The organism is uncultured Campylobacter sp. (genome assembly GCF_938039245.1).
Taxonomy (GTDB): Bacteria; Campylobacterota; Campylobacteria; order Campylobacterales; family Campylobacteraceae; genus Campylobacter_A.
Window position 1 is genome coordinate 67,484 of record NZ_CALHVN010000040.1, and the last position, 24,385, is coordinate 91,868.

At 39.8% G+C, this 24,385-nt stretch carries 19 protein-coding genes and 1 tRNA gene; 2 read left to right on the top strand and 18 right to left on the bottom strand.

Annotated elements, in window-relative coordinates:
* Positions 1–23: 23 nt before the first annotated feature.
* From Q0218_RS06930 to Q0218_RS06995, 14 genes are all read right to left on the bottom strand, one after another.
* Positions 24–323 carry a HigA family addiction module antitoxin gene (locus tag Q0218_RS06930; RefSeq protein WP_002948089.1) on the bottom strand — a complete coding sequence of 100 codons (300 nt, stop codon included), beginning with the start codon at positions 321–323 and terminating at the stop codon, positions 24–26.
* A gap of 9 nt (positions 324–332) precedes the next feature.
* Positions 333–617 (bottom strand): type II toxin-antitoxin system RelE/ParE family toxin, encoded by a 285-nt coding sequence (locus Q0218_RS06935; protein WP_002948088.1) that lies wholly within the window; start codon positions 615–617, stop codon positions 333–335.
* Between the two features lie 196 nt (positions 618–813).
* A complete protein-coding gene (locus Q0218_RS06940) occupies positions 814–1,503 on the bottom strand; it encodes a SprT family zinc-dependent metalloprotease (RefSeq protein WP_297967933.1) in 690 nt (229 codons plus the stop codon).
* Complete coding sequence (locus Q0218_RS06945; RefSeq protein WP_297967936.1) at positions 1,500–4,577, bottom strand: HsdR family type I site-specific deoxyribonuclease; 3,078 nt, start codon at positions 4,575–4,577, stop codon at positions 1,500–1,502. Before Q0218_RS06945 ends, Q0218_RS06940 begins: the two co-directional genes overlap by 4 nt.
* Positions 4,559–5,797, bottom strand: coding sequence for a restriction endonuclease subunit S (locus tag Q0218_RS06950; RefSeq protein WP_297967939.1), 1,239 nt, complete (start codon positions 5,795–5,797; stop codon positions 4,559–4,561). The genes Q0218_RS06945 and Q0218_RS06950 overlap by 19 nt, the downstream gene beginning before the upstream one ends.
* Positions 5,794–8,505, bottom strand: a complete 2,712-nt coding sequence (locus tag Q0218_RS06955; RefSeq protein WP_297967941.1) for a type I restriction-modification system subunit M — start codon at positions 8,503–8,505, stop codon at positions 5,794–5,796. The genes Q0218_RS06950 and Q0218_RS06955 overlap by 4 nt, the downstream gene beginning before the upstream one ends.
* Positions 8,506–8,585: 80 nt before the next feature.
* Positions 8,586–9,188: an inovirus-type Gp2 protein gene (locus tag Q0218_RS06960; RefSeq protein ID WP_297967944.1), complete on the bottom strand. Its 603-nt coding sequence runs from the start codon at positions 9,186–9,188 to the stop codon at positions 8,586–8,588.
* Between the two features lie 258 nt (positions 9,189–9,446).
* A complete protein-coding gene (locus Q0218_RS06965) occupies positions 9,447–10,175 on the bottom strand; it encodes a Rad52/Rad22 family DNA repair protein (protein WP_297967947.1) in 729 nt (242 codons plus the stop codon).
* A complete protein-coding gene (locus tag Q0218_RS06970; protein ID WP_297967950.1) occupies positions 10,172–10,762 on the bottom strand; it encodes a hypothetical protein in 591 nt (196 codons plus the stop codon). Before Q0218_RS06970 ends, Q0218_RS06965 begins: the two co-directional genes overlap by 4 nt.
* Before the next feature lie 9 nt (positions 10,763–10,771).
* The gene (locus Q0218_RS06975; RefSeq protein WP_297967953.1) at positions 10,772–11,587 is read right to left on the bottom strand and encodes a DUF932 domain-containing protein; all 816 of its coding nucleotides are present in this window, start codon (positions 11,585–11,587) and stop codon (positions 10,772–10,774) included.
* 1,146 nt (positions 11,588–12,733) lie between these two features.
* The gene (locus Q0218_RS06980) at positions 12,734–13,576 is read right to left on the bottom strand and encodes a hypothetical protein (RefSeq protein ID WP_297967955.1); all 843 of its coding nucleotides are present in this window, start codon (positions 13,574–13,576) and stop codon (positions 12,734–12,736) included.
* 768 nt (positions 13,577–14,344) lie between these two features.
* Positions 14,345–14,431: transfer RNA gene (locus tag Q0218_RS06985), tRNA-Leu, on the bottom strand.
* Positions 14,432–14,518: 87 nt separating this feature from the next.
* On the bottom strand, positions 14,519–14,821 hold the full coding sequence (locus Q0218_RS06990) for an HU family DNA-binding protein (RefSeq protein WP_295142603.1): 303 nt from the start codon (positions 14,819–14,821) through the stop codon (positions 14,519–14,521).
* 121 nt (positions 14,822–14,942) lie between these two features.
* Complete coding sequence (locus Q0218_RS06995) at positions 14,943–15,680, bottom strand: YaaA family protein (protein WP_297967957.1); 738 nt, start codon at positions 15,678–15,680, stop codon at positions 14,943–14,945.
* A gap of 119 nt (positions 15,681–15,799) precedes the next feature.
* On the opposite strand from Q0218_RS06995, the gene Q0218_RS07000 reads away from it, so the two are divergent.
* Both Q0218_RS07000 and Q0218_RS07005 read left to right on the top strand, forming a co-directional pair.
* Positions 15,800–18,049 (top strand): flagellin, encoded by a 2,250-nt coding sequence (locus Q0218_RS07000; protein ID WP_297967960.1) that lies wholly within the window; start codon positions 15,800–15,802, stop codon positions 18,047–18,049.
* Between the two features lie 176 nt (positions 18,050–18,225).
* Positions 18,226–20,343, top strand: a complete 2,118-nt coding sequence (locus Q0218_RS07005) for a DNA translocase FtsK (RefSeq protein WP_297968090.1) — start codon at positions 18,226–18,228, stop codon at positions 20,341–20,343.
* A gap of 208 nt (positions 20,344–20,551) precedes the next feature.
* Here Q0218_RS07005 and Q0218_RS07010 read toward each other — a convergent pair whose 3' ends face one another.
* From Q0218_RS07010 to Q0218_RS07025, 4 genes are read right to left on the bottom strand one after another with little or no spacing between them, the layout of a single operon-like run.
* Complete coding sequence (locus Q0218_RS07010; protein ID WP_297967963.1) at positions 20,552–21,496, bottom strand: DUF3137 domain-containing protein; 945 nt, start codon at positions 21,494–21,496, stop codon at positions 20,552–20,554.
* The gene (gene truA / locus Q0218_RS07015; RefSeq protein ID WP_297967967.1) at positions 21,493–22,503 is read right to left on the bottom strand and encodes a tRNA pseudouridine(38-40) synthase TruA; all 1,011 of its coding nucleotides are present in this window, start codon (positions 22,501–22,503) and stop codon (positions 21,493–21,495) included. Before truA ends, Q0218_RS07010 begins: the two co-directional genes overlap by 4 nt.
* On the bottom strand, positions 22,504–23,529 hold the full coding sequence (locus Q0218_RS07020; RefSeq protein WP_297967970.1) for an LptF/LptG family permease: 1,026 nt from the start codon (positions 23,527–23,529) through the stop codon (positions 22,504–22,506).
* A complete protein-coding gene (locus tag Q0218_RS07025; RefSeq protein ID WP_297967973.1) occupies positions 23,522–24,328 on the bottom strand; it encodes an A24 family peptidase in 807 nt (268 codons plus the stop codon). Before Q0218_RS07025 ends, Q0218_RS07020 begins: the two co-directional genes overlap by 8 nt.
* Positions 24,329–24,385: the final 57 nt, after the last annotated feature.

Sequence of the window (24,385 nt, forward strand, 5' to 3'; positions counted from 1 at the left end):
ATCTATCGCCACTGATAAAATATCTACGCGCTAATAACGCTTATCGGTTTTATGGCTTCCAGCTCGGCTTTTTGCCTATTTTTGCTTTCTCTTAGCTCTATATCGCTTTGTAAATTAATAAAAAATCCGTCGGACATCGAGAAGTATCTTGAGAGCCTCAAGGCCGTATCTATAGATACTCTGCGTCTTCCATGTAAAATATCTTGTATGCGAGAAACCGGTAAATCTATATCTTTGGCTAGTCTATATGCCGATAGGCCGTAAGGTTCCATAAATTCGCTAGCTAAAATTTCTCCTATCGTAGGAAGAGGTATTCTATCCATAACTACTCCTTAATGATAATCCACTATTTGCACGTCGCAAAAATCGTTTTTGTTTTCTAACTTAAAACAAATGCGCCATTTGTCGTTTATTCTTATACTATACTCATCTTTTCTATCACCTATTAGTTTTTCTAGGCGATTGGACGGCGGGGAACGCAAATCGTTTAAATTATCCGCATTGTTTATCATCAAGAGTTTGCGCAAAGCCTTTTGCTGTACATCGGGCGGAAACTTTTTTGAAAAAGTTTCATTGTATATAAGCTCGGTCTCTTTGTCTGCAAAACTCTTTATCATAGTTAAGGATTATACACGAAATTCAGGTATAAGTCAATATGTTTTATTTTTTAAAAATATTCACTCGTTCGGCTTGACCGAACGAGTGAATATAAGATTATTTGTATAATTTTCATTTTTAGTATTTTGGCTATCAAATCTACGTTGCGAATGCTTGCTTTAATAATTTTTAGCATCAAATTTCAAAGGCGTTGTATTATTTTAAATTTTCTAGTGGCAATGCGTTTAGCATATTTTTGATCGTTCGCCAGTTTGGCAAAAACCTATCCATGTATGCTATGAAATTTTTATTATGGTGTCTTTCTAGCATATGCACAAGCTCATGAACGACTATGTATTCTAGGCATTCTAGCGGTTTTTTTGCGAGTTCGTAGTTGATAACAATATTGCCATCTTTTATATTACAACTTCCCCATTTGGTTTTCATTTTTAGGATTCTTATGGAGCTTGATTTTACTCCGATTTTTGTTTCCCAAATTTCTAGTATTTTTGCGATTTTTGTCCTTAGTTCATTTCGGTAGAATTTTTCTAAAATTCGTTTTCTGCTTTCAAAATTTCCGCCATCTTGCACGCTTAGTACCATCTTATTATGCTTTACCGTCACGCCGCCGACCCCGTTTATTACCTGCATTAGATACCGCTCGCCCCACAGATAATGACTTTCGCCGCTTACTATCTCTCTTGCACCTATGCGCTCTTGCGAGTTATAAATATTTTGATGTTTACGTATCCATGCGAGCCTGCCAGCCACAGCCATGCGAATTCTATCATCACTCGCATCAAACGGCGCACTTACTTTTACTTCGCCATTTGGCGGCATTACAGAGATGTGTAGATTTTTTATGTCTTTTCGCGTTACTGCAACATCAATCGAGCCTATTTTCATTGGTAGTCTTCTTGTAGTTTAATAAGCTCAAAAAGTTCGTTTATGTCCAAATCCTTTTCATCAGTTAGGGGCTTTATGACGCGTTTTAGTTCGCGTTCTTTCATTTTGTTACCGATATACCCGTCTGGTTTATATGTTTTGATTGTCTCATCTAGTCTGGCGATCCAGTCTATATCTTGACTAAAGTTATCATATATCGCTCGTTTGCCGTCGCTGTTTATCTCTGGCGGATATATGTTGTTTGTATTTTTTGTTTGTAGCTGTTTTGCTAGGTTTATAACCTCTTTTAGATACTTTTCATAGTCCAATGCGCCCTTTTTACGTTGTTCTATCAGTTCGTCTAGTATTTGGGATAAATTTTCGTAAAATTTTGGATTTAGGGGATTATTATCGACTATTATACGCCTTATGTTGTTTTCTATCGCCTCGGCAACCGCCTCATTGCCGCCTAGTGCCTCTTTTTTTTCTTTGCTAATGCCCTCGTTTTGGATCAAAATTTCAAGCAGGCCTTTGTCTTCAAATTCTGCTAAGACCTTACTGTCGCTGGCATTTACATACCTGTTGATAAGCGTACGCATGTCACTATCCCATTTGCGCATATCCACGTAGTCTCCGCTTGCTAGTTTGACGGTATCTCTTAGCATAGAGAAATTCTTTACGCGATTAGCCCATTGCTGCTCTTGCTCTGTACTATAACCTAGCTTTAAAAGTTCATTTGCTACTCCGTCATACGCTCTGATAAAACTCGCAACCGCACGGTAGAAGCTGAGCCTTCTGGTTTGCATCTCATCTTTTAAATTTTCCCTACTATCGCCGCAAAAATACTCTATAAATTCTTTATCGCTTTTTGGCGACTTTACACCCTCGCATATTGCGTCCAAGATTTCCCATGTATTTTCTAGGTCTTCTTTACCTTTTTCGAGTCTGTCTTTTAAAAGCCCAACTATATCGCTCTCGTCGTACCCATCAAATGCCTCTTTTGTATAGTCGCTATACGCTTTTTCTAAGCTCTTAAAAAGATCGCGATAATCCACGATATATCCATACTCTTTGCTCTCTCCGTCTAGTCGGTTTACTCGGCATATAGCTTGAAAAAGTCCGTGATCGCGCATAGGTTTATCGATATATAGATATGTCGCGCTTGGTGCGTCAAAACCAGTTAAGAGTTTATCGACGACGATTAAAAGCTTCATTTGTTCAGGTTTTTCTTTAAACTCTTTTTTTACGTCTAGCTCAAACTTATCAGCTTTGGCATCATCTACATCTTTAGTGTTTATGTCGTAGTAGTTAGCTATCATCTGCTTGTAAATTTTATACTTATATTCGCCGTCGCTCATACCATCTGGAGTTATTTCGTTTCTTATCGCTGACGCAGTCGGTCTGTAGCTAGATATCACGGCGCATTTTTGTTCAAATCCGTTATCGCTAAAAATCTTATACGCCTCGCATGCTTCATATACGCTAGAGCAGACGAATATCGCATTTCCGCGCTCTCTTAGTCTAGTTTTATTTTCCATATCAAAAAGTATATCGCCTGCGATTTTCTCAAGCCTTTGTTTTGAGCTCATTAGTTTTTGTAAAGTCGCCCATCTAGCCTTTACTTCACCCTTAGCTAGGTCGCTTAGTCCTCTTGTTTTGTTTTCAAATTCTTTGTCTAGTTTATCTTTTGAGCCTAGCCACTGCTCGATGTCTCTAGCTTCATATACAAGGTCTAGCACCACGCCGTCACGCACCGCTTCGTCAAATTTATATGCATGTATAAACTCGCCGAATACTTGCACCGAGCTTTTTTTGTCGTTTTTTAAAAGCGGTGTTCCTGTAAAGCCGATAAAAATCGCATCAGGCATTAACATTTTCATAGCTTCGTGTAGCTTTCCGGATTGCGTTCTGTGACACTCATCTACAAATACAACTACATCGCCGTTCACTTTAAAATTTCCCGCTCTACGCTTTATATCGTCCAGATACGCGCTCATGGCACCGTCATCGCTTTCGTCTTCTGCGCCGTTTCTGCCAAATTTATGCACCAACGAGCATATGAGTGAATGCTCGGCGTTGCTTAATTTTTCTAGCAAATCAGCTCCGCTTTTTGTTCTGTAAATGCTTTCTTTTACGCCGTTAAAGACATTTTCTATCTGCTCGTCAAGCTCGGTTCTGTCTGTGATTATAAGCACCCTAGAGTTTAGATTTTCTTTTATCCATTTTGCGAGCCAGACCATACTTAGGCTTTTGCCGCTACCTTGTGTATGCCAGATGATACCGCCTTTTTTATCGCGTAAAAACTCCTGCGCACGCTTTACACCGAAGTATTGATTGTGCCTACAAGTCTTTTTTATCCCACAGTCGTATATGATAAAGTCGTGTAAAATTTCAATCAGCCTCTCGCGCCTGCAAATCGCTTTAAGTCCGCCATACAAACTTAGTTTTTCGCCGTTTTCTTTAAATTCTAAGAAGTATTTTTCAGGCGTTTCTATCACGCCGTATCTTAGCCCTTCGCTTTCATTTCCAGCCATTACAAGCTGCACGGTAGTAAAAAAGCTCTCTATAAACCTCTTATCTTGGCTTGACAAATTTTGCCTTATGCCTTCACTAACCGACACGTTTGAACGCTTTAGCTCAAGCACGCAAACGGCTATACCGTTTATATAAAGCACTATATCGGGGCGTTTATCAAATTCGCCGTTTGTAGTTTTTACGCTTACCTCCTCGGCTATGCTAAATTTATTTGCCAGCGGATTATCCCAGTCGATGAGCCAAACACTCTGCATTGTTTCGCTAACACCTTCTTTTACTTTTACGCCGTATCTTAAAAGCGAATATATGGCTTCATTTGCATCGTATAGTTTTCGACCGCCGCTTGTGTGATTTTCATATTGTAGTTTTTTTAAGGCTTTATCTATAAGCTTATCGCTGTAGCCACGACTTTTTAGCCATGATTTAAGCTCATCTTCTCTTATGTTTTTATTATCAAGTCCTTGCAGATCGCCTATATATTCGTAGCCAAGCTCGTTTTTAAAAAGATCTATGACTCGCTCTTGTGTTTTTATCTCTTTTTCTACCGTATTTTCTTGCATAACTCACCCTTTAGCCTTATTTTGCCGCTTAATAGCTCGTCCATAGCGCCTTGTTTTATCATCTTTAGCTTTCCTATCTCATCTTGCAAAGCCGAAATTTCATCGTCCATATCGCTTAAAATTTGGGCAATTTTGGTTTGTTCTGATAAATTTGGAAAGGAAATTTCAATACTTTTTACTATCTTTGAATTTAAATTTCCTTGTGTTCCAGTTTCGATTAACGAATATATTTTTTCTTTAAATTTTATAAGAGCATAATACAAAAACTCCAAATCAATAATTTCTGGATTTATTACTATGCACATCATAGCTTGGCTAGTTGCTAGCTCTACTTTGTTTATAGATACAAATCCAACAGAAGCATACATTGAATATATCAAACTATCTATTGGCACAAGCCAAGCTGATGAATTTTCTAGACCAGCTTTTGTAATGGTGTATTGCGTCTTGTGAATATATTTTCCGCTTTGTGTTATATCGCTAATTTTTAAAAAATAAATATCTCCGCCATAAAATTTTTCATTTGTAGCTTGTGGTGTTCCACCTGACTGCATTTTTAAAGAAATTTCTCCAAGCGCGGCGGTGTGCCAGTGGGGTTTGGGAGTGAGAAGTTGTTGGGCAGCGGCTTGTTTTATGGTGCGTTTTTTGTCTAAAAGCTCGCATTTGGCACCGATAAGCTCGTCCATATCGCTCAGCACCTGCGCTATCCTATCTTGTTCCGCCTTTGGTGGAAGCGGAAATGAAAAATTTATAAAATCTTTTTGATACAAATGTGTTATGGTTGAACCAGCTGAAATAACATTGATAAAGTCGTCAAAATATTTAGACATAAACATATAAAATAAAAAATTTGGATTAATATCTGCTGATTTCGGACGTATTACATAAATTCCGCTATTTAGTGTGGCAGGATAGGGCAAATTTTTAACTAAACCAACTTTGCCAATTGTACCGTCTTTTGTAACTAGAATGTCTTTTTCTTTTAACTGGATATCTATGTCTTGGCTATAACGCCATTTTGAGACATACTGACAAGAATTCCAGTTAATCATACCCTCGTTAAAATCTGTGCCGGTAACAAGAGCGTAATCGCCTACATCTAAATATTCTTGGGTTCTGAGCGATTGCCAACCGATACGAGCCTTTATGAACGCATCTTGCCCGATATTAAATTTTTTCCAGTCATTTGGAATTTGATTTTTATAAATTTGACTACTCATCTTGCTTTATCCATAGCTTCTAGGTGGGTTTTTACGCGAAGCGATAGAATGTTTGCGCGCTCCGTAAGCTCATCTAGTGTCTTATCGTAGCGAGATGCAAGCGTGCTTATGCGAGTTATTTGCTCCTGCACAGCTCGTTCTACGGTGGATAAAATTTGCTCTTTTAGTTCATTTAGCCATTTATCATCTACGACTAATGTTTTTATCTCGTTCTCGTCAAGTCTTTTAAATTTCTCAAAAATCTTTTCACTTAGCTCTTCATTAAGGGTTTTTAGCTCACTTTTTTGGTTTGCAATACTTTCATCGAGTGTTATATAACGATGTATTGCCATGATTTCTTCTTTATAGTCAAAATCTTCGTTTTTATCCATAAGCTGCTTAAAAATATCTTGTATGGTGGCGTTTTGTTCTTTTTTAAGTTTACTTTGTTTTTTCATCGCATCTACTAGTTGCAGTAAAATTTGACTATCTTGTTCGTTTGAAATTTTTGATAGTTTTTGTAATTCGGCTTGATTAACTTTTGGCATTGAGATAATAACATGCTTGTTACGTAACTGAGATATAAGGTTATCATTTTGTAGAATTTCAGCATTTATCCTAGCTAGTTTATTATCTGGATATAGCTTATTGTAAGCTATAGTACAAAACTTATCAAGAGAGATATTTGCTTGTGTTTTGGACGTGATGTCGTTTAGTATTCCTTCGTCTTGGCCGTACTCATCCTGCAAGTCTTGTAGCTCTTCTTCGAGTCTAGTAATAGCGGCATCAATGTTTGAAATTTTTTCTACGTCTTGCGCAAAATAACGCTTTGATATAAGCTCCGGCGGGATGATCTCGCTTACAAATTTCTTTGCTTTGTTTCCCGAGCCTAGGATTAAATTCGGCGTTTGTTTATCGCCTTTTTCTACTGGCATTAGATCGCGCGCCGTTAGCCATCCGTTTTGCGCGATAGCATAAACGTCGTCGCTTAACGTATCTGCGACATAGTCCATAAAGACCTGGTAAACGTCATAATCGCTCACTAGCTTAGTTTCTTTAAAGTGTTTTAGAAGGCTTTCGCCGTATGTTTTAATAAGCTCTTTTGGATGGTCTTTTTGTTTTATGGATTTTAAATCGTTTTCATCGTGCCAATTCTCAAAGTGCGATAAAATTTCGTTTTCAAATTTTGCATATTCACTTGATGCTTGTATCGTTGTCTTTAGTTCGTTTGGGGCAAAATTTGGCGAATAAAGCGAGCCGTTGGGGGTAAAAATTTTAGTTTTTGTTTGTGTAAAAATACTCCAAAATTCGCCCAAGTCATCAATGTCGCTTTTTGGAATCCCCCCGCCATATAAATGCGCATGTAAGTCTTGCGTATCTGCTTTGTCGGCACTATCGATATATCGCGGTATGTTTAGATTGTAGTCGTTGCGAGAAATTTCATCTAATGAGACTAAGCGGCTATAGCGTTCTAGCTCTTTTTGCGTCGTAAAGGTATCTACTATCTTGTGTATGTCTTGCTCGCGAAGGCGATTTTTGTTGCCGTCTTTTATAAAACCTTTTGACGCATCTATCATAAAGACGCCTCGACCGCTTAAAACTTCGCCTTTTTCGTTAAATGTAGCGTCAAATGAATTTTGCTTATCTATAACTATAATGCATGCCGGTATACCTGTGCCGTAAAATAGGTTTGTCGGTAGTCCGATGATGCCTTTTATAATGCCTCGGCGAAGTAGCTCCGTACGAATACGAGCCTCAGCATCGCCCCGAAATAGCACGCCGTGAGGCAAGATGATAGCGCCCTTGCCAGTAGTTTTAAGACTCGCTATAAGATGGAGTAAAAATGCATAATCGCCGTTTTTTTCTGGTGGGATGCCTATTTTAAAACGGTTGTAGATGTCTGCTGTTGGAACTATACCGTTTGTCCAGTTTTTGTTAGAAAACGGCGGATTTGCCACGGCAAAATCAAAACGTTTTAGCGTATTTTTATCGGCAAATGCAGGCTGAGCCATAGTGTTTCCTTGGCGGATGTCGGCGGTGTCGTTGCCATGGAGTATCATATTCATACGAGCAAGTGCATATGTGGCTACATCCATCTCTTGACCGTAAATGCTAAGTCCTAATTCTGACTGATTGGCAGCTTTAAGCAAGAGTGAGCCGGACCCGCAAGTTGGGTCGTAAACCGTTGTAGAACGGTTGGCGGTAGGCGGAATGCCTATGATTTGCGCCATGATGCGCGATACTTCGGCTGGGGTATAGAACTGTCCTTTAGATTTACCGGATTCCGTCGCAAAATGGCGCATGAGATACTCGTATGCATCGCCCAACAAGTCATCGCCCTCAGAGCTGTTTGACGAAAAGTCAAGGTTCTCAAAAATCGATACTAGTGTACTAAGCCTATCAACCAGCTCTTTGCCTTTGCCTAATTTATCCTCGTCGTTAAAATCAGCTTGATTTATAACGCCTTGAAGGTCGTTTGCTTCTGCGATAGAGGCTATCTTTTTGTTTATTTCATCGCCTATGCTTGGTTTGTGTTTAAGCGCGACAATGCTTGCGTAATCTGTACCAGTAGGTAGCTCCAAAACCGTGCTGTCTTTGCGGTCTGAGATATATTTTAAAAATAAGAGCGTTAGAACATAGTTTTTATAAAGGCTTGCGTCCATGCCGCCGCGCAGTTCATCGCAACTAGCCCAAAGCGATGAATAAAGTTCTGTCTTTTTGAGTGCCATATTTATACCTAGGTTATTGAAATTTTGGCTAGATTATAGCATTTAGAGCGTGAAAATTGATATAAAATACATCAATACGGCTAATTCTTTCTAGGCCTGCCTTTATTGGTTTTCTTTGGCATGACGCCTCTCCTTAAAGCTCTAAAGCCTTTTCCGTCTGCATTGACTATATTTTGCTCTCCCTTGCATAGATATGACAGCACTTTCTCTTTCAGAATTTGTATTTTTTCTTTGTCGTTGTAGCAAAATCTACCCAGCCCATTATTCTTATATTTTCCTAAATTGCAATTATGAGAACACCCTTTACCTTTTGTAATATTATTATTCCAATAGTCGCAAAGACGTTTGGCTGTCTTTGGTGTTGTTTGCTCTCTAGTATTTTGCCCATCCATAAAGATAACGACGTGAGCGTGTAAGTGGTTATATCCACTATCTCCTTGCTCCATTTTGATAATATAGCCTTTTGAATTTTTAAATAGCGTATTGCCTCGTTTATTGGTGTACAAGTGGTTGATATCATTGTCAAAGCTTTCCAATGTAACGTCGTCTCTATTTTCTTGTCTATAATACAAATCAACTCTTATCACGTCTATCCTGGAATTAGTTTGCATAATTCCATCTACATATTCATTTAGGCTTTCTTGCCTTCTCTGTGCTGTTCTGCCGCAGTGTTTCTTTGTCATATTTAACTCCTTTGATATTTTAGATAACTACAGATTGTATATTTAGCTATTTTTGTATCTATTAATAACTTTAAATTAATTAATAATACTTATTATGCTAAAATCAAAGCCTGTAGAAAACAATATAGCGGATTGGCTAAGGGTTTGATATTCTATACGTCTTAAATTATCAGTTAATATACGTACTTATGGCAAAACAAAAAAAGTAAAATATTAATATACGCTCAAAGCCCATATCGGACTTTGAGCGTATATTTATTATGCAACGTTAGGGCTAATGGCTTTATACCATTGCTTGCTACCGTTGTCCCATCTAAAGCCAAGAGATTTAATCGTATCCTTCTTTGAAAATACGTCTTTCCCAGTAACTAGCAAAAATCCGTTTCGTTGGACGATATCTAAACCTAAATTTTGTAAGGTCGTTTGCTCGTCGGTTTGGCTGAGGTTGTTCTGTCTGGTATAGAAGTTAGGTTTTTGTTCTTGCTTGTGTAGGCTGACAGTAGCTTTTGACAAATTGTTTTGCTGTGCATTTTGCGGAACGTAGTTACGGCTTTTGTCGTATAGAGAATTGCCGAATTGATTTCCAAATGTCCGCAAACTCCTTTTTAGTGCATCCGTTACGGCTTCTTTTGCGCTATTCTCGTGGGCTTCGGCTGGACTTTTGGCTACTCCGGTACCAAATCCTACGTCTTGGCGAAAGATATGCTTAGAGTGGTCTAAATCAAAAATATCTACTTTCACTATGGCTTTATAGCAAATAACTACGTTTTGATTATTGTTCGTCTCTTGCGATACCTGCTCTAGTAAAACGGTACTATAGTTCCAATTCCCAAATCCAAAAATATAGTTGGCAGCATCTATGACATCAAAGCCTTCTAAATAGGGCAACTTGATGTTGGCCTTTTCCCTGATTCTTATCCTACTACTATCTAGTTCTTTTTGCAGGGCTTTAGTCTGTTTTTCGTTAAACACTCTATATCCTTTCAAACTGCTTGCGCGAGCGCGTCATCTATCGAGAATATATCGGAATTATCTATTCTGATATCTCTCTTTTTATTAACCTTGATTTTTGCTGGATAAAAGGTAGTAACGACCGAAATTTCCGCAAAATCCTTTATTTCATCTCGCCTATCGTCTTTTAACCCTTCTTCTATGGCCTCCATGTCAAGGCTAAACTTTACGTAACCCAGGCTCATTAACGCCGCCTCGTCTTTAATTTGAATTTCCTCTTTAGTTTTCACGCTTTCCTTAATTAGAGTCAAAGAGGAGATTACGTTGCCGTCGATCCTATCGATACCGTTTTCTATGAAAACTTCTGCCGCGATTTCTTTTGCGATATCTAATGCTTGTATTAAGTTTCGTTTCAGTGTCTGAAGCTCTTGTATGTCTTGAGATAAAATGTCTATCTTATTTTTAATCTCGTCTAGAGATAACCCTAAGTAGTCGCATTTTTGAAAGTAGCTCGTACTATTATTTTCTAAGATACTTTTAAGATATTCTTTAAAATTTTGCGTAGGCTTATTTTCATTTAAGCGTTCTATCTCGGATTGTAGCTTGTAGTTTATAAGTTTCATTTTTCTGCCTTATACTATCAACTTGCTTTGAGTAGCTTTAATCTTGGCAATGTTTTCTGCCATATTCCAAAGCTTCTTGTTTATATCGGTATCGGTAGAAATCGATTTTATAATCTTGCTAGTAAATCGCCTATTCGTTTCGGCGTTAATTCCGCTAATGTTACCCCTAATCAAATGTTCCTGGATGGTGTTAAAGGTAGTGTATAGGTCGTCTCTCTCGTCTTCTATCCTGTGCGGAACCAATAAATCCCTATAATCAACTTCCAAATGCTTTTCAAATCTTAACGGGATCGCAGCCTTGGCAAAGCTTGCTTTATCGTCTTGAGTTAGCGGTATTTTGCTAAATAGCTTTATTTTGTCCAAAATATCGTATTTGGCTTTGGCTATTTTGTTTATAGCGATCGATACGTCGTTTTCTTTGTCGCCCAAGTGTTTTATTTGGTAAGACTCGAATACTTCGTCTGATACCACTAGGCCGTTAGCGCAAACGAATCTAAATACGCCCGCGCTTATACTAAAGCATTTGCTTCTATCGTGCGAATTGAACAGCAAAAGCTCTACTACATTCTCTCCCGGGTTTAAAAAATCGTCTAGATGACGAAACCTTACGTAATGCTTTTGAAATCCCTCTTTCTTTTCGTCTCTCACGTTTGCTTCGCTTACGCCTACGGGATACCAAGCGTAATCCCTGATCTCGTTTATTACGTCGATCGTAGATATAAAGTGATACTTGTCGCTTGCTTCAAAATACGGTTCGTCCGCAAACAAAGACGGAGCTAGTTGCTCTAATTGCTCATTAGTGAGCGGTTCGTTTGATATAGTCATTTTTTGTTTCTCCTTTCGACTATTATTTCGGTTATGAATAGCAAGGTTATTCGTCTATGCTATCCTTAATTATTTTAGCGACAGCTATCACTATCTCTAAAAAAACTCCCATTTTACGCCTCCTAAAAGTATAATTTAAAAATTACGCAGTTGATTGGAAAATATCCAAAACCTGTTTCTGCCGTCGGTGAACTATCGCCTATACTGACTACGCTAGAACTCATATCTATTCCTTTTGCGTTTTAGACGTAATAGTTTATGGATTAGTCTTTTGATCCAAGACGGCCTCTTATTTGGTAAAAAGCAACGATTTACCATATTAGCTCCTTGAAAAGTGAGGTAGCGATATATTTCTATATGCTTATATAAATAATATATAATTGAAATTTTTTCATTTTGATCCTATCTCCACCCATGGCAGATTAGCCATAGGTGGAGATCTTTGTGCCTTGTTGAAGTAGGGGAGGCGTTTTGTAAGTGCGTAAAATAAAAAGGGTGATATTGTTTAATTTGTAGCGGTTTTGTTAGTTTAGGGCGGGCAGAGTGTTGCTTTCTAAGAATAAAATCAAGACTTGCCTACTAATAAAATTCTTGATGCCGATCTTCACCACCTCTATTTCTCTATTGTAAATCAACTTCTTTAGCATATCAGATTTTATCAAGTTCATCTCCTCTATATCCTTTATGCTAAACAGCAATCCTTTTGGAAGGAGCGAATCATAATTTGCATAAATTTCCATTTTCAAAATCCTTGGGTTGTATTTTGTCAATGGATTGAGCTGCTGAAAAAAGAAAGTACTAAAAGCGCATACGAAATCTAAAATTTATGCAACTATTTTTTTAGATAGTATATATTTACTTTTATCATTGTATAATGTACAAATAGTTTCTATATAATTATATATGTATATAAGTAAAAAGTATTGTATTTTTAAAATATAATATTTTAATAGTATAGAAACAAAAGTGCTATAAAATACGCTTTTTTAGGTATTTTATAAGTATTTCTATATTATATTTTTAATGTTTCTAACTTTAGAATAGAAACATTAAATTTGTTTTTATCTATATCTAGAAATATAATAGAAACACTAAAAGAAACATAATATTAATTAAGTATAATATTAATACTTTAAAAATATTTATCTAATTTTTGTCTGGGAAATAGAAGCATTTTGCTCCGCCTGAAGCTAGCACTGTTTTGAATAAATTTCCATCAATCTCTTTTAGTTTTTTATATAAAATAGTAGCGCTAATATCATAGTCGTATTTTTGTTTAAAGACTTCGTATATGTATTTTCGTTCTACTTTTTTATGTTTATCATATAGTTTTTCTATGTCCTTAAAAATTTTATCGACATATAATTCTTGTAGTTTAGTCAATAAATTATTGTCATTCTTAAGACCATCTGCAAATTTTGCAACGCAATATTCTAGTGCTGGCCTTATTGTTACATCAACATCTTTTGGTATAGTTAATGCATTTTTGTTTTTTAATACATAGGCTCGCAGTATATTGGCAAAATTTTCTAAATCTAATAAAATTTTATTTTTTAATTCATCAATTGTGTTTATATTATTTTCTTTTATAGATTGTAAGAAATTTTCTAAACTTCCTGATACCATAAAAACACTATACTCAAATTTAATATTAAAAGGCAAATAGCTTTTTTCTGCTGTAATAATTTTTATATCAATAGAAGAATACAAATAATCAGTAGGGCAAAAAAAGTTCTCTAGAGCTTCTTTTTTGGTTTTATTTGTTGTTATTTTGGCGGTTATATTATTAAAAATATATAAAATTTTATTTTTTGCTTGATTTTTTATATCATGATTTTGCATTGTATCGTCGTTTATTTCTATGCAATTTAAAGATCCGCATAATGGAATTAAAATTTCATTTATTAATATATCTATTCCGCTATCTTTATTTGCTACAAAAACCAATATGTTACTTGTGGGGGATGGAGTGAATAAGTCTGTTACCATACTTATATGTTTAACAAACTTGGATAGCAAGCTCATGATGTAATTGAATTTATCTATATTGTAGTTCGAAATATAGTTTATATACTCGATAATAATGGAAAATTTAATATCGTTCCTTTTATTTGTTTCCAAATAAAAGGAACGATGAAAAGTATTTCTGTAAAAAACATTAATGGAGTAAGATTGATTTATAAAACCTCTGAATTGGCGTAAGTTGCAAACACTTCCCCGTTTACTATGCGAAGTGTGCTTAAAAGCAATATGCTATTTCTAGGTAATAGGGTTTTTTTAGTTTTATTGTTGAATTCCAAAGTATTTCTAAAAATATATATCTGGCGACCAAGCAGAGACGACAAGAGTTGAGACAAGTTGCTCCTGTTGACATTTCTAACTATATTATTACTATAATGGCATATTTTTCCTGTATTATCCAGCCAAAATACACTGCCAATATTCTCTAGTTCTATTAAAATATTATAGCTAGACTGAAAAACATCCGTTGGATTATAACTATAGTTGAAATTATAAAGTCGCATAGTATTTAATTTTATTGGTTCACTACTTGTGACCAAATCATAGCTGCCGAAATTTATTTCATTGTTTGTATGTGGATACATATATTTCCCCTAAGCATAAAAAGAATATTATACGGTTTTTTAAAAATCTTTATGTGCTAAGTATATAAAATTATAAAAAAATGTGCACCCTAGGATATAATTATAGATTTTCCAATTTTGAGAAAAAGTGCTCAAACATACATAAAATCGATGGTGCCCGAGGTCGGACTCGAACCGACACAAGGTTGCCCTTACCAGATTTTGAGTCTGGCGCGTCTACCAGTTTCACCACTCGGGCTAAGAAAGTTGAGATTTTACCTTGAAAGATATAAAAAAGAGATTAAAAAATATGGAAGCTCAAATTTAAGCTTCCATAAAAAAGAAATTATTTCTTTTTAGTTTTTTTGCCTGCGCCTGCTACGACGGCTTCTTTTAGTTTTTTGCCGACTTTAAATTTAACCGCTTTGCTAGCAGGAACATCGATGGTTCTGTCCGTTCCAGGAACTCTAGCTTTTCTAGCGGCTCTTTCTGCAGTACCGAACGTACCAAAGCCTATAAAGCTAATGCTATCGCCGTTTTTAAGAACCTCTTCAATGGTTTCTAGCGCAGCATCAACCGCCTTTAGAGAATCTTTTTTAGAAAGACCGGCCTTATCGGCGACAGCTTGAATGAAATCAGCTTTTTTCATGGAATAATCCTTAATAATGAAGTGGTATGCGCGCATTTTACAACGTTTTTCTAAAAAATACAATAGTTTTTAGCCGAAAATTTAACGATTTTTACGTAAATTCGGCAAAAACCGACGAATTTTAGACGATTTGCACCAAAAATTCGCTTTTTAGCCCCGTTTTTTTGATGTCTATGAGGCGTAAATTTTCTATGTCCATTTTACAAAGCTCGTCAAAATTTTTTATTCCGTTTTTCGCTGCTTGCCTCAAGACTATCCCGCGGTAAGCTTTGGCGTAGTGGCTGACGACTTTACCGTTTTTTAAAAATTTAAAGGTCGCAAACGGCTTTTGTATGCGGTAAAATTTCTCGTAAAATTCGGCTCTAAGGTCTAAAATATCGTCATTTCCCAGCCACTCATCTATCTCGCCGCTAAAATTTTGCCTATAAAATTCTTCCAAATTTAGTCCTTCTATGCGCTCGCCTTGCTTTAGTTTGTATTCTGGCAGGGCGTCTGCGGCAAGTACCGGACCGAATAAATTTGAAAAAATCAGCGTATTTTTATCTATAAACTCCTGTGCAGCGCTATCAAGACTGCGGTAGTCAAGGTGCTTGTAGGCTACTCCGTCGTAGCGAAGGACGGCTTTTATTGCACCTTTTTTAAAGAGGCTTTCGCGCAAGCTCGGCTCATCGGTCAAATTTTTCACGCCAAAAAGTTTTGAGATTTTTTTAGCGGTAGCCTTTTGTAAAAAATCATCGTAAATTTTTAAAATTTCGCACCGTTTCTCATATAAATTTGGAAAAATAAAGTCGCCCCTATCTATAAATTTATTTGGACTTACGGCGGTTTTGGCTTCGCTCGGCGAAAAGAGTATTTTCATTTATGCTCCTTAAATTTGGCAAAATCATATCTAAAACTAAATAAATTTCGAAATTTGACGATATAGCGAGTGGAACTTTATTTGCTTGCAAGAGTTTGATTAAATTTAAGGAAAATGCGATGAGAATGACGAATCAGTTGATGAAATTTACAAACAACTACGACTATCAGACAAATATGAAAGCGCTACACAAGCTAAACACGCAAATTTCAAGCGGTCTAAAAATCCAAAATTCTTTCGAGGATAGCAGCGTCTATAACGACGGTATGAGGCTTGATTACGAGGTTGCGACGCTTGAGCAGGTGCAAACGGCGACTTCAAAGGCGCAGCACTTTTCAAAAAACACCGACAAGGCTTTGGGTGAATTTAAGCAGCAACTTGAAAATTTTAAAACAAAGCTGGTTCAAGGCGCCAATGAAATCCACTCGCAAACTTCGCGAGAAGCCATTGCAAACGACCTTCAAGGTATCAAAAATCATCTGGTAAATATCGCCAACACCTCGATAAACGGGCAGTTTTTGTTTGCTGGAAGCGCGATAAACACAAAACCTATAAACGGCGATACGAACGAGTATTTCGGCAATGCGCAAGCGATGAAAGCCGTAGGCGGAGCTCAGGTAAATTTGACCTACAACCAAAATGGGCAGGAGCTGTTTCTGGGCAAAGACGGCGATTATAATAAAAAAATCACCTCCAACACGATGCTAAAAGCGCAAAATTTAGACGACAGAAACAAGACCGTTTATATTGGTAGCGAGCATAAAATGCGCGATCTAATCGGCTTTAAATACGTAAAAGATGAAAAAACTCTAACTAATCAAGATTTCACGGGCACCGGCGCGCGAGAGTTTCAAAAGACTACGTTTTTCTTGCAGGGCAAAAAGCCAAACGGTACGAGCTTTACGAGTAAATTTAAGATGACTTCGGATGCTTCGATAAACGATCTGCTAGAAAAAATCGGCACCGAATACGGCAATACGCCGACTAATAAAGTCGTCGAAGTAACGATAAACAACCAAGGCCAAATCAACGTAAAAGACCTAAGCAAAGGCAATCAGGTTATCGATTTTCACATGATAGCGGCGACGAAAAAACTAAATAAGGCAGAGGATCTAACGGCTGCTAACATTAGCGCCGCCTCAGGTGAGTTTGACTCGGTCGATAGCCTAACTAGCGGCGCAAACTCGCTTGAGGCTAAGGTACGCGCAAACCCTAACGACTATGAAATCACGGAATTTGTAAAAAGCAAATACGAAGACCTAGGCAGCGCCGTCACGAACGCCTACGACTACGACAAGATAAATTTAAAGCAAGAAGGCAGAAATCTAGTAGGCACCGTATCGCAAGTAGAGCGCGGCAGCGGTAAATTCGCCGACGATAACACGACTCTAAGCCAAGTCGTCGGAGCTAAAAATTTATACGACGGCGAGCGAGATAAATACAACATAAACGACCAAACTCTAAAAATGCAGATAAAATCCAGAAGCGGCGGAAACTATAAAGTAGACGTAAAATTCGGCGCAGGCTCTCCTCCGACGGCTTCAGGTAATGCTACGGTGAAAATTACCAGGCCGGACGGAACTACGTATGCGACGAAGGTTTGGGATAGTTTTTATAACGACACGACCAATCCTCCGACTACCGAGGGTAGAGATACGCAGTCAAAAAATATGACTTTTAGGCAGCTAAACGACATCATCGGTATGGTCGCTAGCGATAGCGTCCCTGCAGGAGCCGGCGGTAGCGCTCCGGCCGATTATGTCGCCTACAAACAAGCCATCGCAAATTCGCAAGGTAGCGTCGAAGCAAATATGGATCATAGAGGCCGCATAAAAGTAACCGATAAGCAAAACGCCGTCACGCCGATAAAAGTAGGTATATACGATGAGGTAAATGCCGATAAATTTGCCGGAGACAGCACCGGAGCTACGCCGGCTACATCCCAGGGCAAGGGTTCGCTGTGGAGCTTTTCAGCCAACAACGGCGTTGAGATAGACAGCCCGAGCGTGGATATTTTTGCGGATTTAGATAGGATGATAGAGGCCGTTAGGAGCGGTCAGTACCGCGCCGATAGCCAGGGCGAGCATCCGCGTAACTCCGGTATCCAAGGCGCGATCGAGAGACTAGATCATATCGCCGATCACGTAAATAAAATCCATACCAAAGTAGGCAATCAAACAAACACGCTAACGCAAACGAACACGCACGCTAGCGTCATGGAAGTAAACGTAAAAACCGTCAAAGCCGATATCACGAATGCCGACTATGGCGAGACCTATATGAATCTAATGCAAAAAATGATGTCGTATCAGGCGATGCTACAGTCCGTGGCTAAGATAAACCAGCTTTCGTTATTAAACTATATGTAAAAACTCGCTATAATCTACCGTTTTATTAAAGTTTCGTTATCAAAGCGGGCGGAGCGAAAATGGGGTCAAATTTGATAAATTCGGCTCAAAATTCGCCCTCCCGCAAATTTAAATTTACCGAATTTAAAGGACGTGCCATTTTAAGAGAATCGGTTTTAGTTATAGTCGTTTGTTTTTTGATATTTTTCGGGATCGCCACCATCGCGCCTGCGGCAAATTTCGTCGGGAGCTTCGGCAATGCGATCGGGCTTTGGAACTTCAAGCTTTTTGGCTTTATAGCTTACGTTTATCCATTTGTTTTTATATTTTTTGCATATTATATTTACAAATATTTTGACGGCTTTGACGCAAAATTCGCCCAAACCGCGCTCGGAGCGGCGCTGCTTTTTTTGGCGTTTTTGATGTTTCAATCAGGCTCAAATACTATTTACGGCGGACTAGTCGCAAATAGCGCAAACGAGGCGCTAAAAGACGTTATCGGCGTGATAGGTATGTGGGTCTTTATCGTGATGCTTTTTGTGCTTAGCTTCGGTCTCATCGCGCAAGACAACATCCTAGCTATCCTAAAAAAGGCCTTTGTAGAACCTAGCGCCAACGAATATAAATTTGAAAACGCGGGCGAGCTTAAGCCTAAATCGCAAAAAAAGCCTAAACGAATCAAAAAGCAAAAAGCAACGAACGAGGCGAATTTGGGCGATGAAAATAGTGAAAATTTAGAAGATGAAGCGCAAGATTTCGGTAACGACGAATCAGATGAATCAGATGAAGGCGAGTTAAATTTAGAAGCTAACGAAACGGGGGCGGTTACTATAAACGGCGTCGAGATCCTAAACGAAGTCGCCGAAAACAAAAAACTACTCGAACAAATCGAAAAAGGTAAGGTCGAAAAGCCTAAGGATTTTGCGTTGCCGCCGCTTAAATTTTTAGCCGATCCGCCGAGGCGCTCAAACAGCGTAAACGAAGCCGAAATCGATCAAAAGATATCAGATCTGCTCGATAAACTGCGTAAATTTAAAATAGACGGCGACGTCGTGCGAACATACACGGGGCCGATCGTTACGACGTTTGAGTTTCGCCCCGCGCCGCACATCAAGGTAAGTAAAATTTTAACCCTACAAGACGATCTAGCTATGGCTTTGCGCGCGCAGACTATCCGCATCCAAGCGCCCATACCGGGCAAGGACGTCGTAGGCATCGAGGTGCCTAACCAAAATATCGAAACTATCTACCTAAAAGAAATTTTAGATAGCGAAGTCTTTAAAAACTCAAGCAGTCCGCTAACTATCGCGCTAGGCAAGGATATCGTCGGCGCGCCCTTTATCACCGATCTAAAAAAGCTGCCTCACCTGCTAATCGCGGGGACGACGGGCTCGGGTAAGAGCGTAGGCATAAACGCGATGCTGCTAAGCCTGCTATATCGCAACAGCCCGCAGACGCTGCGTCTGATGATGATAGATCCAAAGATGCTGGAATTTAGCATCTATAACGACATCCCGCACCTGCTAACGCCCGTCATCACGCAGGCTAAGCAGGCCATCACCGCGCTATCAAACATGGTCGCCGAGATGGAGCGCCGCTACAAGATAATGAGCCACACTCGCACCAAAAACATCGAAAGCTACAACGAAAAAATGAAAGAGGAGGGCGGCGAGCAGTTTCCCTACATCGTCGTTATCATCGACGAGCTAGCCGATCTCATGATGACTAGCGGCAAGGACGTGGAGCTATATATCGGGCGCCTAGCGCAGATGGCAAGGGCTAGCGGCATACATCTCATCGTAGCCACCCAGCGCCCCAGCGTGGACGTCGTGACGGGGCTAATCAAGGCAAATTTACCTAGCCGCATCAGCTACCGCGTCGGTCAGCGCATCGATAGCAAGGTAATCCTAGATCAAATGGGCGCAGAGAGCTTGCTAGGACGTGGCGATATGTTATTTACGCCTCCAGGAAGTCCCGGCGTCATCAGACTGCACGCGCCCTTTGCTAGCGAAAAAGAGATCGACGTGATCGTAAATTTCCTAAAAGCGCAGCAAGAGGTGGTCTATGACGAGAGATTTTTAGCAGAGGATGGCGCTAGCGGCGGCGCAGGCGGCGGGCCTGCGATCGCGGGCGAGTTAGACGAGCTCTACGAAGAGGCCAAAGAGATCGTTCTAAGCGAGCAAAAAACTTCTATCAGCTACCTTCAAAGACGCCTAAAAATCGGCTACAACCGCGCAGCTACGATCATCGAGCAGATGGAGCAAATGGGCGTGCTAAGCCCGGTAAATGCTAAAGGGCAGAGGGATATTTTGTAAATTCGGCTCAAATTTGCAGGCAAGCGCCGACTGTGTTTATTTTTAGGTTGGTGCCGTTAAATTTGAAAATAGGCTTCGCTACGAGCGACTGATTTCGCGCGGCGTTGCGAAGTTTTGTGCGTTTAATTCGCGCTATATTTAAATTTCTGAGCGAATTTACGGTCAAATTTTAAGCTCATAGTCGGCAAAATTTACCGCCCAAGCAAAATTATTTATAAACGTCAAGGCTTAAATTTAACTCGTCTATGACGCGTAACAGCCGCAATATCTCGTCTTTTATGGTCTGCGCGTCAGAAAGGCTTAGCGGCGGGTCCAATAGCGAACTTTCAAAACGGTTTTTCGCGCCGTTTAAAAAGAGATAAAATTTATCGTCCATAAATGCCGCGCTTAGCGATACGGTGCTGTCAAAACCCTGCTTAACCTCGCGCAGGCGTTGCATAAAACCGGGGCTTAAAAGATAGCGCGCTTCTATTTTATCGTCGGTAAATACGCGAAATTCGTCATTAAACTCAGTATCGTCAAGTATCTCTTTTTCGCCAGATATTTTCGTATTTAGCACCTTCTTATCGGCTAGTATCGTTTGTCCTTTGAAATTTTTATAAAACTCGCAGACTAGTACTGTACCGCTAAAGTCCATGTATTCGTCGTATATAACCTTGCTTACTCTCAAAAGCGCCAGATAAGGGTCTTTTGAGCCGTTTGAGTCGTATGTTTTTTCTACTTTTATAGCCTCGCTTAATTGAAATTTGACATTAGCGTAAGTACCGCTTATTTGGTCTTCGCCGTAAAAATTTACGCGTCTGTATATTCCGCTTTTATAAAATTCTTTTGCGCTGATGCCTTTATGAGGCTCGTATGTAAAATTACTATCTATATCGGCAACTACCGTGCTAACAAAAACGTTTTTGTAGAAGTTCCTATACTCTTCCAGCGTTTTTTCTACTTTTGGAATCCTCGGCGTGACGTATATCGGGATGACTGCAAATGAAAGAAAGAATATTTCAAAGCGTCGCTCCATAATAATAAAAAGTAGTATCGGCGCGACAAATGTCGTTATAGTCATAAACGTAGCGTATTTTTTGACTACTTTTTTGCACTCTTTTTGCTTTTGCGTTACGGCGTCGATGGCTTCTATGATTTTTGGGCTTATCATTCGTAAAAAACTCGGTTTAGATAAAGGCCGTTTGGCGGTGCGGGGATACGAGTGAGCGGCTTTTGCTCGTAGATAGCTCGGCGTAAAAGCTCTTTTGCTTTGAGGAAATTTGCATCGCGGCAACCGTTTGAGTTTTTATCGCCGATTTTTGCGCGATTTTTTTCGGTATCTATGCTTGCGGCCTTGTTTAAATTTGAGTTTGTAGTGTCAAAATTTGAGATACCGCAAACCGCTTGCTCGGCGCTCAAATTTATGCTTTCGCCGCTTGCGGTTAAGTTTTTTTCACGGCTGTTTTGGTTTAAATTTGCCTTTCCGCTCGGTTTTGCCTTCTGCGCACGTTCAAATTTAAACTCTAGCGCGTCCGTTTCTTTAAATTTGCCGTTTTTTGCAAGCTCTAGCGCCTTAAGTACGCTAGCGACCATGAGGCGAACCTGGGCGCGCAAAAAGCCGTTTGCTTTAAAAACGATGATCGACCGCTCGCCGCGCGCGTAACAAAACGCTTTTTTGACGCTCCGCACTGGGCTTTTGACGTCGCTGCCAAGCTTCATAAACGCGCTAAAATCATGTTCGCCGACAAAAAGCGCAAGCAGCTCGTTTGCTAAATTTGGGTCGAATTTCGGTAAAAAAGTCTCGTAAGGCGCCAAAAAAGGCGAAAACTCGCCGTGATTTACGATGTAGCGGTAGGCTCTAGCCGTAGCGTCGTAGCGCGGGTGAAAGCAGTCCTGCGCGCGGCTTATAAATTTAACGTGAACGGCGGGGTGAGCGTGGCGGTTGATGAGCGATTTTAGACGAGTAAAGTCGCTAAAATGCTCGCCGCACTCGACGCAGGCTACTTGGTTGTTTGCATGCACGCCCTTGTCGGTACGCGAGCTAGAGATTATTTTGCCAAAAATGCCCACGTGCGCTAAAGCCGCGCCCAGAGCATCCTCGACGCCGTTTTCGTGCGGCTGCGTCTGCGAGCCCTGAAATTTAGACCCGTCGTAGCTAAAAACGAGCTTAAGGCGCACTTAGTATCTTTTTAAAATTTTAGCCCTAAAGCTAAAAATCGAGGCGATAAAAAATAGCGAAAATATCGCCGCAATCGCGATAAAAACTCGCGAACTAAAGAGCATAATGAGCGTAAAATAGCCAAAAAGCACGCCAAATATCCCAAAATACACAAAGCCCTTTTCATAGCGGTAGGTCACGATACCAAGGCTCAAAGCAAAAAGCGTCGTCGCTAGCGGGAAAAGCGCGATTAGAACGTAGGTAGCAAAGTCTTTAGCGCGCTTTTTATCCTCGCTCATCATTTGCCAATACTGCCAAAACGACTTCGTCTGCGCGACGCTGTCCTCTTGGACGGTGCGGATCTTCATCGTGCCAAAGTCCGTTTTATGCCACGATGTATCGCCGATATCGTAAATTTTACCCTCGGCTAGCGTAAGCTCGAGCGTGGCATTGCTATTAGTTAGGCGAGCGTTTTTGGCTAGAACGAATCTATGCGCGCCCTCTTTTGGCGAATAAAGCGTCACGCCCTCGTAAAGAGTGCCGTTTTCGTCGTGTTTTTCGTTTTGGATAAAGACCATCCAGTCGGAGAATTTTTGTCCAAATTCGGTCGTTTTTAAATTTAGCTTGGCGACGGTTTTTTTGTATGAGACGAAATTTGAGTTTAGCTCCGCAGCCGTAGGGATCAGTACTACCGCGGTAACGATGAGAAAGATTGAGACCGCGCCGCTAACGATGAGGAAAAATTTAGCGATCCTAACGGGTGAATATCCGAGCGTAAAAAGCACGATACTCTCGTTTTCGCGAGAAAGCCTGAAAAACATGAGCGCAAGAGATGCAAAAAACGCGATCGGTACGGTAAAAAGCAGCACTCTAGGCAACATAAACATATAAAGCTTAAAAAGCTCTAAAAACGTGATCTCGATATAGGAGGTGATGCGTGCGATCTGGATAAAAAACACGATCGACATGATGAGAAAAAGCGTCGCAAACATCGATGCGAACGTGCCTAGGAAATTTGAGAAAAGATAACGCGCCGTCCTATCCATAAATGAGCCCCAAGATGTATATAAACCAATCCTTAAACGCATAAACTATAAGCGTAGCAAGGCTCAAAAACGGCACGAAAGGCAACTCGTATCCGCGCTTTCGCACGATAACGTATGCAGGCAGCGTCAGCAGTGCTGAGACGTAGATTGCCATGAGGCCTAGCTTGATGCCTAAAATAGCACCCATAACGCCCGCGATAAAAATATCTGCAGAACCCATGGCTTCGCGCTTAAGAGCTAGACTAACGACCGCACGAAGTAGCCAAAAAGCAAACATAAAAATCGCGGCGTTTATAAACGAATCAAATGCGCGTAAAAGCCCCTCCGAGTCAAAAGAGGTGGGAAGATTAAATCCGTAAAGCAGCGAAATTGCGACACTGGCAAAAAGCAGCGGATCGGGAACGGCTTTGTAGCGAAAATCAATAATGCTAAGCGCTAGCAGCAAGATAAAGCAGATACCAAGCATCGCCGCCTTGAAAATCGCGCCGTAAAAGCCGTCTGCAAACATCTCTAGCCCGCGCGTTTCATAAAAATACGCAAGCACGCAAAGTAGGGCGCTAGCAAGCTCAATTAGCGGATACTGAAAGCTGATTTTTTCGCCGCAAAACGTGCATTTGCCGCGCAAAAACAACCACGCGAAAATAGGGATGTTGTGATACGGCTTTAGCGGCATTTTACAGCTTTGGCAGTGCGAGGCGGGAAAATTTATACTCTCGCCGCGCGGCATACGGTAGATTAAGACGTTGCTAAAGCTGCCGACTGCGGCACCCAATATAAAAAACAAAACGGCAAAAAACATAACTCTCCTATTTAAATTTATTCCGTTTTTGCGAGCTTGCGCTAAAAACTGGGCTTT

Coding starts and splice junctions, on each gene's coding strand:
- Q0218_RS06930 (WP_002948089.1), bottom strand. CDS start 323: ATGGATAGAATACCTCTTCCTACGATAGGAGAAATTTTAGCTAGCGAA.
- Q0218_RS06935 (WP_002948088.1), bottom strand. CDS start 617: ATGATAAAGAGTTTTGCAGACAAAGAGACCGAGCTTATATACAATGAA.
- Q0218_RS06940 (WP_297967933.1), bottom strand. CDS start 1,503: ATGAAAATAGGCTCGATTGATGTTGCAGTAACGCGAAAAGACATAAAA.
- Q0218_RS06945 (WP_297967936.1), bottom strand. CDS start 4,577: ATGCAAGAAAATACGGTAGAAAAAGAGATAAAAACACAAGAGCGAGTC.
- Q0218_RS06950 (WP_297967939.1), bottom strand. CDS start 5,797: ATGAGTAGTCAAATTTATAAAAATCAAATTCCAAATGACTGGAAAAAA.
- Q0218_RS06955 (WP_297967941.1), bottom strand. CDS start 8,505: ATGGCACTCAAAAAGACAGAACTTTATTCATCGCTTTGGGCTAGTTGC.
- Q0218_RS06960 (WP_297967944.1), bottom strand. CDS start 9,188: ATGACAAAGAAACACTGCGGCAGAACAGCACAGAGAAGGCAAGAAAGC.
- Q0218_RS06970 (WP_297967950.1), bottom strand. CDS start 10,762: ATGAAACTTATAAACTACAAGCTACAATCCGAGATAGAACGCTTAAAT.
- Q0218_RS06975 (WP_297967953.1), bottom strand. CDS start 11,587: ATGACTATATCAAACGAACCGCTCACTAATGAGCAATTAGAGCAACTA.
- Q0218_RS06980 (WP_297967955.1), bottom strand. CDS start 13,576: ATGGTAACAGACTTATTCACTCCATCCCCCACAAGTAACATATTGGTT.
- Q0218_RS06990 (WP_295142603.1), bottom strand. CDS start 14,821: ATGAAAAAAGCTGATTTCATTCAAGCTGTCGCCGATAAGGCCGGTCTT.
- Q0218_RS06995 (WP_297967957.1), bottom strand. CDS start 15,680: ATGAAAATACTCTTTTCGCCGAGCGAAGCCAAAACCGCCGTAAGTCCA.
- Q0218_RS07000 (WP_297967960.1), top strand. CDS start 15,800: ATGAGAATGACGAATCAGTTGATGAAATTTACAAACAACTACGACTAT.
- Q0218_RS07010 (WP_297967963.1), bottom strand. CDS start 21,496: ATGATAAGCCCAAAAATCATAGAAGCCATCGACGCCGTAACGCAAAAG.
- Q0218_RS07020 (WP_297967970.1), bottom strand. CDS start 23,529: ATGGATAGGACGGCGCGTTATCTTTTCTCAAATTTCCTAGGCACGTTC.
- Q0218_RS07025 (WP_297967973.1), bottom strand. CDS start 24,328: ATGTTTTTTGCCGTTTTGTTTTTTATATTGGGTGCCGCAGTCGGCAGC.